The sequence below is a fragment of the Aliivibrio thorii genome (assembly GCF_057368585.1).
In genome coordinates, this window is sequence record NZ_CM170654.1 from 153,324 (window position 1) to 170,350 (window position 17,027).

The 17,027-nt window shown below is 41.4% G+C and carries 10 protein-coding genes, 4 tRNA genes, 4 rRNA genes and 3 pseudogenes; 15 read left to right on the forward strand and 6 right to left on the reverse strand.

All coding sequences use genetic code 11. The annotated features are described in order from the left end of the window. Window positions 1-26 precede the first annotated feature (26 nt). The 6 genes and pseudogenes from rrf (AC2IP4_RS00660) to AC2IP4_RS00685 all read left to right on the forward strand — a co-directional run. Window positions 27-142: ribosomal RNA gene (rrf, locus tag AC2IP4_RS00660) — 5S ribosomal RNA — on the forward strand. 399 nt (window positions 143-541) lie between these two features. Next, window positions 542-2,084, forward strand: a 16S ribosomal RNA gene (locus tag AC2IP4_RS00665). A gap of 362 nt (window positions 2,085-2,446) precedes the next feature. Beyond that, window positions 2,447-5,337: ribosomal RNA gene (locus AC2IP4_RS00670) — 23S ribosomal RNA — on the forward strand. Between the two features lie 136 nt (window positions 5,338-5,473). Further along, a 5S ribosomal RNA gene (rrf, locus tag AC2IP4_RS00675) occupies window positions 5,474-5,589 on the forward strand. Together the 16S, 23S and 5S rRNA genes with 1 tRNA gene alongside form the textbook arrangement of a ribosomal RNA operon. Window positions 5,590-5,656: 67 nt before the next feature. After that, window positions 5,657-5,733 (forward strand) — tRNA-Asp (locus tag AC2IP4_RS00680). Window positions 5,734-5,889: 156 nt separating this feature from the next. Next, window positions 5,890-6,772: pseudogene (locus tag AC2IP4_RS00685) on the forward strand (IS630 family transposase); the annotation flags it as partial. A 19-nt stretch (window positions 6,773-6,791) separates the two neighbouring features. Here the strand turns inward: AC2IP4_RS00685 and tnpC are convergent. The 3 genes and pseudogenes from tnpC to tnpA all read right to left on the reverse strand — a co-directional run bounded on the left by tnpC (window position 6,792) and on the right by tnpA (window position 8,847). Beyond that, window positions 6,792-8,260 (reverse strand): annotated as a pseudogene (tnpC, locus tag AC2IP4_RS00690) (IS66 family transposase). Window positions 8,261-8,326: 66 nt separating this feature from the next. Then, window positions 8,327-8,506 carry an IS66 family insertion sequence element accessory protein TnpB gene (gene tnpB / locus AC2IP4_RS00695; RefSeq protein ID WP_486310467.1) on the reverse strand — a complete coding sequence of 60 codons (180 nt, stop codon included), beginning with the start codon at window positions 8,504-8,506 and terminating at the stop codon, window positions 8,327-8,329. 41 nt (window positions 8,507-8,547) lie between these two features. After that, window positions 8,548-8,847, reverse strand: a complete 300-nt coding sequence (gene tnpA, locus AC2IP4_RS00700) for an IS66 family insertion sequence element accessory protein TnpA (RefSeq protein ID WP_486310468.1) — start codon at window positions 8,845-8,847, stop codon at window positions 8,548-8,550. A 74-nt stretch (window positions 8,848-8,921) separates the two neighbouring features. On the opposite strand from tnpA, the pseudogene AC2IP4_RS00705 reads away from it, so the two are divergent. Next, a pseudogene (locus tag AC2IP4_RS00705) lies at window positions 8,922-9,065 on the forward strand (IS630 family transposase); the annotation flags it as partial. Between the two features lie 91 nt (window positions 9,066-9,156). On the opposite strand, the gene pssA reads toward AC2IP4_RS00705, so the two are convergent. Both pssA and AC2IP4_RS00715 read right to left on the reverse strand, forming a co-directional pair. Next, window positions 9,157-10,509 carry a CDP-diacylglycerol--serine O-phosphatidyltransferase gene (gene pssA / locus AC2IP4_RS00710; RefSeq protein WP_105053806.1) on the reverse strand — a complete coding sequence of 451 codons (1,353 nt, stop codon included), beginning with the start codon at window positions 10,507-10,509 and terminating at the stop codon, window positions 9,157-9,159. A 71-nt stretch (window positions 10,510-10,580) separates the two neighbouring features. Further along, complete coding sequence (locus AC2IP4_RS00715) at window positions 10,581-11,012, reverse strand: GNAT family N-acetyltransferase (protein WP_105053807.1); 432 nt, start codon at window positions 11,010-11,012, stop codon at window positions 10,581-10,583. 72 nt (window positions 11,013-11,084) lie between these two features. On the opposite strand from AC2IP4_RS00715, the gene murB reads away from it, so the two are divergent. Together murB and birA are read left to right on the forward strand one after the other, a co-directional pair. Continuing rightward, window positions 11,085-12,134: a UDP-N-acetylmuramate dehydrogenase gene (gene murB / locus AC2IP4_RS00720; protein WP_375321367.1), complete on the forward strand. Its 1,050-nt coding sequence runs from the start codon at window positions 11,085-11,087 to the stop codon at window positions 12,132-12,134. After that, window positions 12,118-13,077 (forward strand): bifunctional biotin--[acetyl-CoA-carboxylase] ligase/biotin operon repressor BirA, encoded by a 960-nt coding sequence (birA, locus tag AC2IP4_RS00725; protein WP_486310469.1) that lies wholly within the window; start codon window positions 12,118-12,120, stop codon window positions 13,075-13,077. Before murB ends, birA begins: the two co-directional genes overlap by 17 nt. On the opposite strand, the gene coaA is transcribed toward birA, so the two are convergent. Then, window positions 13,078-14,001: a type I pantothenate kinase gene (gene coaA / locus AC2IP4_RS00730; protein WP_486310470.1), complete on the reverse strand. Its 924-nt coding sequence runs from the start codon at window positions 13,999-14,001 to the stop codon at window positions 13,078-13,080. A gap of 195 nt (window positions 14,002-14,196) precedes the next feature. Here coaA and AC2IP4_RS00735 point away from each other — a divergent pair. The 6 genes from AC2IP4_RS00735 to nusG all read left to right on the forward strand — a co-directional run bounded on the left by AC2IP4_RS00735 (window position 14,197) and on the right by nusG (window position 16,949). Then, window positions 14,197-14,272, forward strand: a tRNA-Thr gene (locus AC2IP4_RS00735). A gap of 43 nt (window positions 14,273-14,315) precedes the next feature. Next, window positions 14,316-14,399 (forward strand) — tRNA-Tyr (locus tag AC2IP4_RS00740). A 35-nt stretch (window positions 14,400-14,434) separates the two neighbouring features. Next, window positions 14,435-14,509 (forward strand) — tRNA-Gly (locus AC2IP4_RS00745). A 91-nt stretch (window positions 14,510-14,600) separates the two neighbouring features. Next, window positions 14,601-15,785: an elongation factor Tu gene (gene tuf, locus AC2IP4_RS00750; RefSeq protein ID WP_375321364.1), complete on the forward strand. Its 1,185-nt coding sequence runs from the start codon at window positions 14,601-14,603 to the stop codon at window positions 15,783-15,785. 228 nt (window positions 15,786-16,013) lie between these two features. After that, window positions 16,014-16,391, forward strand: coding sequence for a preprotein translocase subunit SecE (gene secE / locus AC2IP4_RS00755; RefSeq protein WP_023604471.1), 378 nt, complete (start codon window positions 16,014-16,016; stop codon window positions 16,389-16,391). A 12-nt stretch (window positions 16,392-16,403) separates the two neighbouring features. Further along, window positions 16,404-16,949 (forward strand): transcription termination/antitermination protein NusG, encoded by a 546-nt coding sequence (gene nusG / locus AC2IP4_RS00760; RefSeq protein WP_060992739.1) that lies wholly within the window; start codon window positions 16,404-16,406, stop codon window positions 16,947-16,949. The last annotated feature ends 78 nt before the right edge of the window (window positions 16,950-17,027 follow it).

The window sequence follows — 17,027 nt, forward strand, 5'->3', positions numbered from 1 at the left end:
TTATTGAGGTAGATAGAAAGAATTTGCTTGGCGACCATAGCGTTATGGACCCACCTGATCCCATGCCGAACTCAGAAGTGAAACGTAATAGCGCCGATGGTAGTGTGGGGTTTCCCCATGTGAGAGTAGGACATCGCCAGGCTTGAATTTGAATAAGTGCCCGTTCAATAGAACGGGCTTTTATTTCGCTCTCAGATTGTCACTGTGAGCCAAGTCAACATAACGTTTTTAAGTCTTTCATAAATAAATGAAAAAGTTGAAAATATTATCTTGACTTTCAAATCAGAAAGCGTAATATACGCAGCCTGAAACGACGAAGCTGAAGCGCTAAGTGGTTGAAAGACAACGCTCTTTAACAATTTAACCAAATCAATCTGTGTGGGCACTTGTGAGTTGATAATCACTAGTTTGCTCTTACTTCTCGAAGTAAGACGAACAAAATAATCAATGAACTGAGTGACTACACAAAATTACTTTTATGTAACAATCAGTATTAATCATTGAGCCGGTTTTGTTTCTGCTGAAACAAACCAAAAAACTTTAATTGAAGAGTTTGATCATGGCTCAGATTGAACGCTGGCGGCAGGCCTAACACATGCAAGTCGAGCGGTAACAGGAATTAGCTTGCTAATTTGCTGACGAGCGGCGGACGGGTGAGTAATGCCTGGGAATATGCCTTAGTGTGGGGGATAACTATTGGAAACGATAGCTAATACCGCATAATGTCTTCGGACCAAAGAGGGGGATCTTCGGACCTCTCGCGCTAAGATTAGCCCAGGTGAGATTAGCTTGTTGGTGAGGTAAGAGCTCACCAAGGCGACGATCTCTAGCTGGTCTGAGAGGATGATCAGCCACACTGGAACTGAGACACGGTCCAGACTCCTACGGGAGGCAGCAGTGGGGAATATTGCACAATGGGCGAAAGCCTGATGCAGCCATGCCGCGTGTATGAAGAAGGCCTTCGGGTTGTAAAGTACTTTCAGTCGTGAGGAAGGGTGTGTAGTTAATAGCTGCACATCTTGACGTTAGCGACAGAAGAAGCACCGGCTAACTCCGTGCCAGCAGCCGCGGTAATACGGAGGGTGCGAGCGTTAATCGGAATTACTGGGCGTAAAGCGCATGCAGGTGGTTCATTAAGTCAGATGTGAAAGCCCGGGGCTCAACCTCGGAACCGCATTTGAAACTGGTGAACTAGAGTGCTGTAGAGGGGGGTAGAATTTCAGGTGTAGCGGTGAAATGCGTAGAGATCTGAAGGAATACCAGTGGCGAAGGCGGCCCCCTGGACAGACACTGACACTCAGATGCGAAAGCGTGGGGAGCAAACAGGATTAGATACCCTGGTAGTCCACGCCGTAAACGATGTCTACTTGGAGGTTGTGGCCTTGAGCCGTGGCTTTCGGAGCTAACGCGTTAAGTAGACCGCCTGGGGAGTACGGTCGCAAGATTAAAACTCAAATGAATTGACGGGGGCCCGCACAAGCGGTGGAGCATGTGGTTTAATTCGATGCAACGCGAAGAACCTTACCTACTCTTGACATCCAGAGAATTCGCTAGAGATAGCTTAGTGCCTTCGGGAGCTCTGAGACAGGTGCTGCATGGCTGTCGTCAGCTCGTGTTGTGAAATGTTGGGTTAAGTCCCGCAACGAGCGCAACCCTTATCCTTGTTTGCCAGCACGTAATGGTGGGAACTCCAGGGAGACTGCCGGTGATAAACCGGAGGAAGGTGGGGACGACGTCAAGTCATCATGGCCCTTACGAGTAGGGCTACACACGTGCTACAATGGCGCATACAGAGGGCAGCAAGCTAGCGATAGTGAGCGAATCCCAAAAAGTGCGTCGTAGTCCGGATCGGAGTCTGCAACTCGACTCCGTGAAGTCGGAATCGCTAGTAATCGTGAATCAGAATGTCACGGTGAATACGTTCCCGGGCCTTGTACACACCGCCCGTCACACCATGGGAGTGGGCTGCAAAAGAAGTGGGTAGTTTAACCTTCGGGAGGACGCTCACCACTTTGTGGTTCATGACTGGGGTGAAGTCGTAACAAGGTAGCCCTAGGGGAACCTGGGGCTGGATCACCTCCTTAAACGATAGATTGCAATTTATGAGTGTTCACACAGATTGATTAGGTTTTAATAAGTTGAAGTGACAGAGCTTTAATTAATGATTTCGATTATTGATTAAAGCTTTTTGCTTTAAGCTCTTTAACAATTTGGAAAGCTGACTGATTTAAATAACTTACGAGTTATCTAAATCAAAATTTAAAAGTTCTTAATATCTTTTGTTTATCTTAAATAAACAAATTAAAAACACATTCAAGTGTTCTTGTATTTTGAATCCGGCGAAAAACCAGAACTCGTAATGACGAGTTCAACCTTGGTTGCTGTTTTGTCTTCACTTTTTAAAAGTGAAAGCAAATGGTCCATACGAAACCTCTTGGGGTTGTATGGTTAAGTGACTAAGCGTACACGGTGGATGCCTTGGCAGTCAGAGGCGATGAAAGACGTATTAACTTGCGATAAGCCCAGATTAGGTAGTAAAAACCTTTTGAGTCTGGGATTTCTGAATGGGGAAACCCACTAGCATAAGCTAGTATCGCTGCGTGAATACATAGCGCAGCGAGGCAAACCGGGAGAACTGAAACATCTAAGTACCCCGAGGAAGAGAAATCAACCGAGATCCCGAAAGTAGCGGCGAGCGAAATTGGGTTAGCCCTTAAGCTTTTAATGAGACAGGTGAAGGCTCTGGAAAGTGCCGCGATACAGGGTGATAGCCCCGTAACCGACATCTCATCATCAGTGAAAACGAGTAAGGCGGGACACGTGATATCCTGTCTGAATATGGGGGGACCATCCTCCAAGGCTAAATACTACTGACTGACCGATAGTGAACCAGTACCGTGAGGGAAAGGCGAAAAGAACCCCTGTGAGGGGAGTGAAATAGAACCTGAAACCGTGTACGTACAAGCAGTAGGAGCATACTTGTTATGTGACTGCGTACCTTTTGTATAATGGGTCAGCGACTTATATTCAGTGGCAAGGTTAACCGTTTAGGGGAGCCGTAGGGAAACCGAGTCTTAACTGGGCGTTCAGTCTCTGGATATAGACCCGAAACCAGGTGATCTAGCCATGGGCAGGTTGAAGATTGAGTAACATCAATTGGAGGACCGAACCGACTAATGTTGAAAAATTAGCGGATGACTTGTGGCTAGGGGTGAAAGGCCAATCAAACCTGGAGATAGCTGGTTCTCCCCGAAATCTATTTAGGTAGAGCCTCGGACGAATACTACTGGGGGTAGAGCACTGTTAAGGCTAGGGGGTCATCCCGACTTACCAACCCTTTGCAAACTCCGAATACCAGTAAGTACTATCCGGGAGACACACGGCGGGTGCTAACGTCCGTCGTGGAGAGGGAAACAACCCAGACCGCCAGCTAAGGTCCCAAAGTTATAGTTAAGTGGGAAACGATGTGGGAAGGCTCAGACAGCCAGGATGTTGGCTTAGAAGCAGCCATCATTTAAAGAAAGCGTAATAGCTCACTGGTCGAGTCGGCCTGCGCGGAAGATGTAACGGGGCTAAACTATACACCGAAGCTGCGGCAGTGCAATTTATTGTGCTGGGTAGGGGAGCGTTCTGTAAGCCGTTGAAGGTGGTCTGTAAGGGCTGCTGGAGGTATCAGAAGTGCGAATGCTGACATGAGTAACGATAAAGGGGGTGAAAAACCCCCTCGCCGGAAGACCAAGGGTTCCTGTCCAACGTTAATCGGGGCAGGGTAAGTCGACCCCTAAGGCGAGGCTGAAAAGCGTAGTCGATGGGAAACGGGTTAATATTCCCGTACTTCTTATAATTGCGATGGGGGGACGGAGAAGGCTAGGTGGGCTTGGCGACGGTCGTCCAAGTTCAAGTGCGTAGGCTAAGAGTTTAGGTAAATCCGGACTCTTGTTAGGCTGAGACACGATGTCGAGCTACTACGGTAGTGAAGCCATTGATGCCATGCTTCCAGGAAAAGCCTCTAAGCTTCAGATTATAAGAAATCGTACCCCAAACCGACACAGGTGGTCGAGTAGAGAATACTAAGGCGCTTGAGAGAACTCGGGTGAAGGAACTAGGCAAAATGGTACCGTAACTTCGGGAGAAGGTACGCTCCTAGCGGTGATGAGACTTGCTCTCTAAGCTGCCGGGAGTCGCAGATACCAGGTGGCTGCAACTGTTTATTAAAAACATAGCACTGTGCTAAATCGTAAGATGACGTATACGGTGTGACGCCTGCCCGGTGCTTGAAGGTTAATTGATGGGGTTAGACTTCGGTCGAAGCTCTTGATCGAAGCCCAAGTAAACGGCGGCCGTAACTATAACGGTCCTAAGGTAGCGAAATTCCTTGTCGGGTAAGTTCCGACCTGCACGAATGGCGTAATGATGGCCACGCTGTCTCCACCCGAGACTCAGTGAAATTGAAATCGCTGTGAAGATGCAGTGTACCCGCGGCTAGACGGAAAGACCCCGTGAACCTTTACTACAGCTTGGCACTGAACATTGACCCTACATGTGTAGGATAGGTGGGAGCCTTTGAAACCAGTACGCTAGTATTGGTGGAGGCAATCTTGAAATACCACCCTTGTATGCTTGATGTTCTAACGTTGGCCCCTTATCGGGGTTGCGGACAGTGCCTGGTGGGTAGTTTGACTGGGGCGGTCTCCTCCCAAAGAGTAACGGAGGAGCACGAAGGTGGGCTAAACACGGTTGGACATCGTGTGGTTAGTGCAATGGCATAAGCCCGCTTGACTGCGAGAATGACAATTCGAGCAGGTGCGAAAGCAGGTCATAGTGATCCGGTGGTTCTGAATGGAAGGGCCATCGCTCAACGGATAAAAGGTACTCCGGGGATAACAGGCTGATACCGCCCAAGAGTTCATATCGACGGCGGTGTTTGGCACCTCGATGTCGGCTCATCACATCCTGGGGCTGAAGTCGGTCCCAAGGGTATGGCTGTTCGCCATTTAAAGTGGTACGCGAGCTGGGTTTAGAACGTCGTGAGACAGTTCGGTCCCTATCTGCCGTGGGCGTTGGATGATTGAAAGGGGCTGCTCCTAGTACGAGAGGACCGGAGTGGACGAACCTCTGGTGTTCGGGTTGTTACGCCAGTAGCATTGCCCGGTAGCTAAGTTCGGGATCGATAAACGCTGAAAGCATCTAAGCGTGAAGCGAGCCTTGAGATGAGTCATCCCTGATACTTTACGTATCCTAAAGGGTTGTTGGAGACTACGACGTAGATAGGCAGGGTGTGTAAGTGCTGCGAGGCATTGAGCTAACCTGTACTAATTGCCCGTGAGGCTTAACCATACAACACCCAAGGGGTTTTGAACGGATTTGAAGTAACAAGAAACAGATTGAATGTGATTAAGAACAGCTCTTTATATAGAGAAACAGCTTTCCAGATTATTATTTATCTCTTATTGAGGTAGATAGAAAGAATTTGCTTGGCGACCATAGCGTTATGGACCCACCTGATCCCATGCCGAACTCAGAAGTGAAACGTAATAGCGCCGATGGTAGTGTGGGGTTTCCCCATGTGAGAGTAGGACATCGCCAGGCTCCTATTTATTTTACTTTTTAATAAAAAGTAAAATCAAAAATAGCATTTATGCTGAATAGACACTGCGGAGTGGTAGTTCAGTTGGTTAGAATACCGGCCTGTCACGCCGGGGGTCGCGGGTTCGAGTCCCGTCCACTCCGCCACTATACCAAAGAAAGCCCTAATCGAAAGATTAGGGCTTTTTTACGTTTGTATAAAAGTAGAATGATGCTGAATAGACACTGCGAAGCGGTAGTTCAGTTGGTTATACCAATTCCGTTAATTTTATGATCTAATATGGACTCTTAAAAGGAGTCCTTATGAAGCATGATTTTCCGAGTTTGATTAATTCCACATCCAATGCTCGACTTAGAATGCGTTATTTATCCGTTTCTTATTTTGTTGACGGTAAAAGTCGCACCAAAATAGCTAAGTACCTTAAAGTTAGCAGAGTAAGCGTCAATAAATGGGTCAAAGCATATCTCGATAATGGTCTTGAAGGGCTTCAAGAGAAACCACATTCAGGTAGACCTCATCGCCTAACAAATGAGCAAAAATTACACCTCAAAGAATATGTTATCGAACATGCCGTAAATGAGAGTGGCGGTCGTCTTCAAGCGAGAGATATTGGGCTTTATATAGAAAGCAATTTCAATACATTATATAAAAAGTCGGCGCTCTATCTGTTATTACATGACATAGGTTTGAGTTGGATTACTACTCGCTCTAAACATCCTAAGCAGTCAGTCGAAGCTCAAGAAGCTTTTAAAAAAATTCCCAATCGAAACAATCCTTAAGATCCCTGGCCATGTAGCCTTAAAAGATGTTCAAATATGGTTTCAAGACGAGGCTCGATTTGGTCAGCGAAATACAACAACGCGGATATGGGCAGAAAAAGGTACGCGGCCTAGAGTAGTACAACAACAGCAATTTGAGTATGCATACCTTTTCGGAGCAGTATGTGTCACGACAGGAGAAGCTGAAGCGATAGTGGTTCCCCTGAGCAATATGGAAGCGATGAAAGAGCAACTCAGATTGATTTCTCAAGCTACGCCAGTAGGCAAGCATGCTGTTGTTATCATGGATCAAGCGAGTTGGCACCAGAGGTATCTTGCCGATGAATTTAATAACCTCACAGTAATCCATATCCCACCTTATTCTCCAGAACTTAACCCTATAGAACAGGTATGGAGTTGTAAGCGCTTAATGAACTAGTGATGCTTTACTCTGCATCACTCATTTCAACGAGCCACGGCATAAGATCCGACATATCATCAGCTGGATCACGTTTAGGTAACTCCGTAAATAAATACTGGAAGTAATAATACGGGTTAATGTCATTAGCGCGGCATGTCATTACCAAGCTATACAAGTTAGCACTCGCCTTCGCACCCTCTACAGAAGTCGAGAACATCCAGTTTTTTCTACCTGTGGTAAACGGCCTAATGTCTCTTTCTGTGACATTATTATCGATGCTGATATCACCATCCTCAAGATAGGTGAGTAATTTAGGCCATTGTTTTTGAGTGTAGGCGATAGCTTTACCTAATGCCCCTTTTGGTAAGACATTTTGAACATCAAGCAACGCTTTAAATTCACTCAATATAGGCTCTGCTTCCTGTTTTCTTATCTTTTGTCGCTCATTTGCAGATAATCCCTTTGCCTTTTTTTCTACGCCGTAAAGTTTGGCGATGAAGTTGAGGGCTTTTTCAGGTTTTTCCGCTTTTTTAGAGGGTGACGCTTTTTGTGCATCGGTGAATTTTCTACGAACGTGTGCCATGCACGCGGCTTGTGTTATGGCATCTAATGTGTCGTATACGCTGTAGCCATCAGAGAGTAAGTATCCTGAGTAATCACCTAAAAAGTCTTTTGCACACGTTGCTGCACGGCTTGGGTGATAATCATAGATAACTACAGGGGTTTTAATGAATTCACCACTCCGGTAAACCCACATATAAGATTTGCTTTGCGCTTTTCTATCTTCTTCGCGTAGCACTTGTACTGTGGTTTCATCTGCGCAGATAAGCTTTTCATTAAGCAGTCTTGATTTCATTTCATCAATGATTGGTTTCACTTTGTTACCCAACTGAACGCACCAATTGGCTAACGTCGCACGACTTATATCAATGCCTGAGCGGTTTAATATGTCGACCTGACGATACAATGGCAAGGCATCCACGTATTTAGCGGTCACGACTGCCGCAAAGGCGTCAGCGCTTCCTATGCTTTTTGGGATCATGCTAGCGGGCTTTGGTGCGGTGATAATGTTGGATTTGGTTTGTGTTTTTTCACATTGGCGACAAGCGTACTTAGTGCGCTCGTGGCGAATAACACTGACCTTTTGAGGAATGATTTTAAGATCTTCTGAGGTTTCTACACCGCATTCATGCAATGGTTCATCACAACATTCACAGTAAGGAGCATTCAGTTCATGCTTGTGTATCTCACGCTCAAGCTCTTTTGGTAGAGGCTTGCGACCTGTTTTTTCTTTTCATCATTAGATTTAGGGAGCGCTTTTTGCTGCTCGGCCTCATTAAAAGTACCTTTTGGTACTTTTTCACTTTGTGATGAGAAGCGCTTAGATTTATTCAGGTTTAGTTGCTCAACCAAGAGTTCAACTTGCGTTTTTAATTCAGCGACTTCTTCTTGTTTGGCAATAAGTAACTTATCTTCAGCATGATCTAAAGTCAGCTCTGATAAAAGCCAGTTGAGTTGTTGCCTGCTAATGTGGAGCGTACCATCAATATTGGGTGTTGGCTATTTGAAGGTTCCTTTTTCTAAGCGACGATAATAAAGCCAAAAGCCATTGGTATCCCAAAACAAGATCTTGAGTTTATCTCGATTGCGATTACAAAAAATAAACCAGGCTTCACTGAATGGGTCCATTTCCAGCGTTTCGGCGACAATGAGTGATAAGCCATCAATGGATTTTCTCATGTCGGTGACGCCAACGACGAGGTAAACCTTTTCTGACTGTATCATTGCAATGCATCAATCCAATGTTTGATTTGTTTGAAATTAAGATTTGCTGGTAACTCGGCACGAAGGCCATTATTTAATGTCAGCACCACAATATTCGACTGCTCTTGTGTTAGCTCTGTCACGATAATGGGGTGAATTTTTGTTGTGACTTCTGACTCGCTGAGCTTCTTTGACCAGTAATAAAAGGTTTGGTAGCTTATTTCATTATCAATACAAAATTGCTTAATAGATAGGTTACTCTCTTTCTGTTGCTCTAAAATATTAGTCCAATGATCGCGCTTACTTTGCTGATCCATAATACCTCCGATTAAAAAGATACTATGGCAAAGCATTCTTAATATTGATATGTGTGGTTAGTTAAACGCTTACATGGAGTTGGCTCCGTCAAAATGAAGTAGCAAACAGATGTTTCGAAAACTATGACGATATTGTAGAGACATTATGTGGAGCGTGGAATCGATTTTGTGAAGATAAAAGCATCAGCTTTAGAGATTGGTTAAAGTTGACAAGTTAATTAACGGAATTGGTATGATAATTTGGAAAAGGTTTTGATTGAAGGGGAATGTATGAGGGTAGTCTCCTATCCTCATACTTTAATTTTTTAGTTATAGAATTTGATTTAAGATATGATCTGCTTTGATACGTTTGATTCGTTTTATTAAACGTTTTACGTCAGAAGGGTAGGTATCTAGTTTATCAATTTGTTTATATGAGCCAATAACTTGCGTGTGCTTTAATATTACGCTCAATTCAGATTGTTTTTCATCAAGAAGTAACTGTTCTGGGTCTTGTAATAGCAATCCATTCTCTAAATCTAGCTTCCAAGCTCTTGGATTTAAATTACTACCAGTAATTAGAGTGAACTCATTATCTACCCAGACTCCTTTTAAATGGAAACTGTTATTTTCATGCTTCCATAAATGAAGGGAGAGTTGTCTGTTTGCAATTGATGCTTCATTGGCTTTAGCAAAAGTCCTAAGGTTTATTTCATATAAATAAGGTAAACCCGCAATCGTTCTAAATTCTTCTTCTGGCGATATATAAAAATCATTAGCAGTTTTGTCACCAACAATAATAGTTACTTTTACACCACGCTGTAAGGCTTTTCTAAGCTCTTTTGCTATTGGTTTAGGGAAATTGAAATAAGGTGTGCAAATTGTAATTTCAGACGTTGCAGAAGCTAGTAGTAGCTTTATATGGTTATTTAACTTATTTCCTTTACGCCCAAGACCAACCAAAGGTGTAATGCCCACTTCCCCTGCTTTTCTCATTTGAGGTGTGAACTGGTAATTTGCCAAGCTAAGCTGTTTTCGAAGCTCTTTTATTGCAGGTCGTAAAGTTTTTGTATTAGGACGGTTTTGTTGTGATAAGCAATTTACTGCAGGGCTAGATACTAATGTTTTATTGATAAATGAAACCATTGAATTCGCTAAAAATGCGTTATTCAAAACATGATATCTGTCAAAGCGATATTTTTCTTTGTGGGCTAAATATACATCATTCAGACTCGCACCACTGTAAATAACCGTATCGTCAAAAATAAAGCCTTTAAGATGAAGAACACCAAATACTTCTTTATTTCGAACAGGTACACCTAATACATTTATTGGATGTTTATATTTTTCAGAAAATTCTCGATAAAGAGCAGCATTACCATCACTGGCTTCGGCACCAATTAAGCCTCGCTGTGCTCTATGCCAGTCAACAAGGACATTAATATCAAGAGTTGGCTGTTTTTGTTTGGCTTCGTATAGCGCCGTAAATATCTCACGCCCAGCATCATCGTTCTCTAAATAAAGAGCTACGATATAGATACGGTGCTTAGCTTTTTCTATTTGTTTTAAAAGCTCATACCGAAAATCCTCAGCCGAATGAAGAGTCTTAATATTCTCAGGATTTTGAGACAACATTGGGAGCTTAGATAGCTGTTCTTTACTTTCTTGAGGTTTTGAATTCATAACCGATCATTAAATTATCAATATAAGATCGATAATTTTAGCAAACTAAATGGCTATTGCCGAGAGTAATATCAAATAGTTGAATTTTTATATACTAAAATATCTAAGATTTTGCCATCTTTTGTGTAGCGGTCATATTTAATTTTAATTGAATTCGGTACCGAGTTGTATTCAGCATACTTAAAACTATTTTGTAGGTAGAAACTAGTTAAGGTTGGTTCGCATAAGCAATAAGAAAGACTTAATGGCAGAAATGGGGTTAGATTTTGCAAAAGGTAACTGCCTAAATCTTGTTGTCTCATTTCTTTTGTTATCATCATTCCTGTTAGGAAGTGACAGTCTTCATAAGTCTTTATTCGTATAGAACCGATGATTTTATTATGTGTTTCCAATACCACTATTTTTTCATTTCCTTTAGGTTTTCCAGACGGGTAATTGTCTTTATATAACTTATGTAACAGTGGAAGGCGAATTTTTTCTAAATAAGAAACGGTAAGATTCATTTGTAGTATTCTATATAGTTGTATTGTATTAAGTTAGAATGTACTTAATTTAGCCTTTTAAATACAGTTGATATGAAAATTTTACCTACTAAAAATTTAAAATCTTACAATAGTTTTTCTTTAAATGAGCATGCAGCGCTGATCTTAGAAGCAGAAACGATTAAGGATTTAATTCAGATATGGTCATGTGACGAATATTCTGAATATAAAAAACTCCCCCTAGGTCGAGGAAGTAATACTTTGTTTTGTGGATCTTTTTCTGGAATTGTCGTTCTTAATCGACTTTTTGGAAAGAAGGTTGATGAGCTTGAAGATAGTTATTTAATTACGGTTTCAAGTGGTGAAGACTGGCCTTCTTTTGTTGAGTGGTGTGTCGAGCGTAACTATTATGGTGTAGAGAATCTTGCGATGATCCCTGGCTGTGTAGGTTCTTCTCCTATTCAAAATATAGGGGCTTATGGGTTGGAGTTAAAGGATCTTTGTGAGTCCGTGGAGTATTTAGAGCTGGCTACGTTAACATTAAAAAGATTAAATAATGATGAATGTCTTTTTGGTTATAGAGATTCGATTTTTAAACAACAATTAAAAGATAAAGTGATAATTACTGCCGTTACTTTACGTTTAACTAAAAAATGGCAGCCCTTACTGACTTATGGTCCATTAGCGAGTCTAAACAAAAATGGAGTAACAGTAAAAGATGTATATGAAAAAATATGTAAAATTCGAAGTGCCAAACTACCAGATCCAGATGTATTAGGGAATGCAGGGAGTTTTTTTAAAAATCCAATTATATCTAACGAAAAGTATGCCGATTTACTCATTAAATATCCTAATATTCCAGGGTATGCATTTGGAAATAAAAAGAAAGTTGCTGCAGGCTGGTTGATTGATAACGCTGGGCTTAAAGGGTTTGAAGTTAATGGTGCGGGAGTTCATAAAGAACAAGCGCTTGTTCTAGTTAATAATGGTAATGCTACATCTAAGGATGTTTTAGAGTTAGCTCATTATGTAAAAACTAAAGTGTTTGAAATGTATCAAATAGAATTAGAGCACGAAGTTAGGTTTTACTCAGGAGAAAGAGAAACTTTGTTATCGGAGCTGTTTAATGAAAGAGCATTCTAAAAAATTAGCAATACTCCAACAGTTAAGTGATGGGCAGTTCCATTCTGGGGAAGATCTTGGTAACTGCTTAAATATCTCTCGTTCAGCGATTAGTAAGCACATATCAATTATTCAAAATTGGGGATTGTTAATATATAAAGTTAAAGGTAAGGGGTATGCGTTATCAGCTCCGATTGAACTCCTCTCTTCTGATAAAATAGTGTATAGGAAATTACCAGAACCACTACTTTTAGGCGTTGTTGATTCAACCAACCAATATTTATTAAATGAAATGGAAGGCTTAGAGTCTGGGCAATCTTGTTTTGCTGAGTATCAAACTTCCGGAAGGGGTCGAAGAGGGCGAAGCTGGGTGTCTCCTTTTGGGAGTAATATTTATTTTTCTTTGTATTGGAAACTTGAGAATGGTTTAGCTGCCACTATGGGGTTAAGCCTTGCAGTTGGTATTGCTGTTGTTAATGCGTTAGAACAGCTTGGTTGTTCTAATTTAAAATTGAAGTGGCCGAATGATATTTATTGGAATAATAAAAAGTTAGCGGGTGTTTTAATTGAACTTTCAGCACAGTCTGGTGGTGCTGCACATATTGTTATCGGAGTAGGTATTAATGTGGAGCTGGATGACCGTTTTAATGTTGAAATAGGACAGCCATGGATTGATCTGAAGTCTATTTTAGGAAAAGGTAATCAAAGGAATAAGCTAGCAAATGAATTATTAAGCTCTTTGCATGAAACGATGCTATCGTTTGAAAATAATGGACTAAGTCCATTTATTGAGCGATGGAAGGCTCTTGATAATTATATTGAGCAACGTATTACGCTGCAGTTAGGTGCTACTAATATTGAAGGTATCTGTAAAGGCATTGATGATCAGGGTGCTATATTACTAGACATTAATGGACAACAACATTCGTTTGTCGGTGGCGAAATCTCAATTCAAAAAGATTGATTATTTTCTTATTGAAACATGGTTAACTGAATGGTTTTTTGTTTTTGATAAAATTAAATTAGCCCTGTTTTTAGTAGGTAATATGTTTTCTTCTAAATTGAGACCATTTATTGTATCCCATATGTATTGCGCCTTTTCTATCGATTTTTTTATAGATAATTCAGTATAATGAGAAAAATAAGCCCCTTTTTGTTTAAATGCGCTTGTTCGAAGTTTTAAGAAGCGTTCAACATACCACTGCTTTAATTGTTCTTTAGATGCATCAACATAGATTGAAAAGTCTAAAAAATCAGAGACAAACCGATTATGTTGTTTATTGGGGTAGTCATAACTATTTTGTAAAACATTTAGTCCCTCAATAATTAGAATGTCAGGCTTAGAAATGATTTTTTTTTCTTCTGTAATATCATAAGTTAGGTGTGAATAGGTAGGAGCTTCTACATTAAGTTTCCCACCTTTAATATCGGCAATGAATGAAACCAGAGAAGGCATGTCATAAGATTCTGGGAATCCTTTTCTGTGCATTATGGCTTTATCATTTAATACTTGATTAGGGTACAAAAAACCATCAGTTGTTATGAGGTCTGTTTTTAAGCTTGGTATTAGTTGATTGAGTAGAGTTTGAATTATTCTTGCTGTTGTGCTTTTTCCTACAGCAACGCTTCCTGCAATACCAATAATGAAAGGAGAGTTGATAGCGTCATTTAAAAGGAAGTGCTCTAAAATGGCATTTTTCTCTCTATGGTTTTCAATATTAAGTTGAAGTAAGCGAATTAATGGAAGATAAATCTCTTCAACCTCGTTTATATTGATTTCTTCATTAATACCTCGTAAATGTGTAAGTTCCTGCTCGGTTAATGTTAAAGGAGTCGAATTTCGTAATTCAGCCCAGTTTTCACGAGAAAAAGTTAAATAAGAACTCACATTGCTTACCAGTTGGAGATAATGAAGAGTGAACAATACAATAAGGTAGAATAAGAAAAAAGTGTTCTTATCTTATTTTCAACGATGAATTAGCTTGAATATACATAAATTCCATTGAAAAAGTAAAAAAAGGCATTTTATTTGATTTTTAAGTTGCATGATATTTCGAGATTAACTAGAATGCGCACCAATTGTGCCGACTTAGCTCAGTAGGTAGAGCAACTGACTTGTAATCAGTAGGTCACCAGTTCGACTCCGGTAGTCGGCACCATTTTCTTTATTTCTAGTTTTAGTTATAAAAGAAATTAAAATTTGGAGGGGTTCCCGAGTGGCCAAAGGGAGCAGACTGTAAATCTGCCGCGAAAGCTTCGATGGTTCGAATCCGTCCCCCTCCACCATATTTCAAGGTAAAATAGCTCTGTCGAGTTTCATTGCGTGCATCGTATAATGGCTATTACCTCAGCCTTCCAAGCTGATGATGCGGGTTCGATTCCCGCTGCACGCTCCATCTCCTATTTTTCCTTTATTATTTCAAATGAATTTTTTTGGTTACGTGGTCATATTATATGCCACCAATAGCCGTACCTAGAGGGACTATCATGTCTAAAGAAAAATTTGAACGTACGAAACCGCACGTAAACGTTGGTACTATCGGCCACGTTGACCACGGTAAAACAACTCTAACTGCTGCTATCTGTACTACACTTGCAAAAGTGTACGGTGGTGTTGCTAAAGATTTCGCATCAATCGATAACGCTCCTGAAGAGCGCGAGCGTGGTATCACAATCTCAACTTCTCACGTTGAGTACGATACTCCTGCACGTCACTACGCACACGTTGACTGTCCTGGACACGCCGATTATGTTAAAAATATGATCACAGGTGCTGCTCAAATGGATGGTGGTATCCTAGTTGTTGCTGCAACAGATGGTCCAATGCCACAAACACGTGAGCACATCCTACTTGGTCGTCAAGTTGGTATTCCTTACATCATCGTATTCATGAACAAATGTGATATGGTTGATGATGAAGAGCTTCTAGAGCTAGTTGAAATGGAAGTTCGTGAACTTCTTTCTGAGTACGACTTCCCAGGTGATGATCTACCAGTAATTCAAGGTTCAGCTCTTGGCGCACTAAACGGCGAAAAAGAGTGGGAAGACAAGATTGTTGAGCTTGCAGCTGCACTTGACTCTTACATCCCAGAACCAGAGCGTGCTGTAGACCAACCGTTCCTACTACCAATTGAAGATGTATTCTCAATCCAAGGTCGTGGTACAGTTGTAACTGGTCGTATCGAACGTGGTATCCTACGTGTAGGTGACGAAGTAGAAATCATTGGTATCAGAGACACAACAGTTTCTACATGTACTGGTGTTGAAATGTTCCGTAAGCTGCTTGACGAAGGTCGTGCAGGTGAGAACGTTGGTGCACTTCTACGTGGTACTAAGCGTGATGACGTTGAACGTGGCCAAGTACTTGCTGCTAAAGGTTCAATCAACCCACACACTAAATTTGAGTCAGAAGTATACGTTCTTTCTAAAGATGAAGGTGGCCGTCATACTCCTTTCTTCAAAGGCTACCGTCCACAGTTCTACTTCCGTACAACGGATGTAACTGGCGATATCACACTTCCAGAAGGTGTTGAAATGGTAATGCCTGGTGACAACGTTCAAATGACGGTTGAGCTAATCGCTCCAATCGCAATGGACGAAGGTCTACGCTTCGCAATCCGTGAAGGTGGCCGTACAGTTGGTGCTGGTGTTGTTGCTAAAATCTTTGCTTAAGATTTGACTAAGTACTAATAAAAAGGGCATCATTCGATGCCCTTTTTCTGCGTTGTATTGTGTGTTGTTTTATTTTTGCTCTACAATTTTAAGAAAATGCAGAGCACAGCGCAGATAAATTAGCAAATCGCTGGTTTATAGGATGAAGAGAGTAAGGTATATTTACTCTTGTTTTTGAATTTCTGTCTAATGATAGAAAATGATTTTAGTTATGTCACAGGTTGGTTTATGAAAACAAATACTGAGACGACAGAAACTTCAGGCGCAGTTGATACAATTAAGTGGTTACTAGTTTTAGTACTACTTTCTGCTGCGGTTATTGGTAATTATTTACTAGCTGATTTATCTGTTGTTATTCGAGCTGCCGGTGTAGTTGCATTGATTGCTGCTGCTGGTGGTATTGCTGCCTTCACAGCAAAAGGTCAAACTGCAATTGCATTTGCTCGCGAATCAAGAATGGAAGTACGTAAAGTTGTTTGGCCTACGCGCCAAGAAACAACGCAAACAACTTTCATTGTTCTTGCTGTATGTATCGTAATGGCTCTGATTTTATGGGGTATTGATGGTATTATGGTTAGACTAATTGGCTTAATCACAGGTGTTTGAGGATAAGTGATCATGAGTGAAGCTCCAAAGAAACGTTGGTATGTAGTTCAAGCCTTTTCAGGTTTTGAAGGTCGTGTATCACAATCGTTACGCGAACATATTAAAATTCATAACATGGAAGAGTTATTTGGCGAAGTACTTGTACCAACTGAAGAAGTGGTAGAAATGCGTGCTGGCCAACGTCGTAAAAGCGAACGTAAATTTTTCCCAGGTTACGTGTTAGTGCAAATGATCATGAATGATGAATCATGGCACTTAGTACGTAGTATTCCACGTGTTATGGGGTTCATTGGTGGTACTTCAGATCGCCCTGCACCAATCACTGATAAAGAAGCGGATGCTATTTTAAATCGTCTTGAACAAGCGAGCGAAGCTCCTCGTCCTAAGACATTATTTGAAGCAGGTGAAGTGGTTCGTGTTACTGAAGGTCCATTCGCTGACTTTAATGGTACTGTTGAAGAAGTCGATTATGAAAAAAGTCGTATCAAAGTATCTGTTTCTATCTTTGGCCGTGCAACTCCAGTTGAACTAGAGTTTAGTCAAGTAGAAAAAAACTGATCGAAAAATCAGCAAAGCTATTGTAAAACGCGCGGATTATTATTATAATTTCGCGCGTTTTTGTTAACGGGGAGCTAA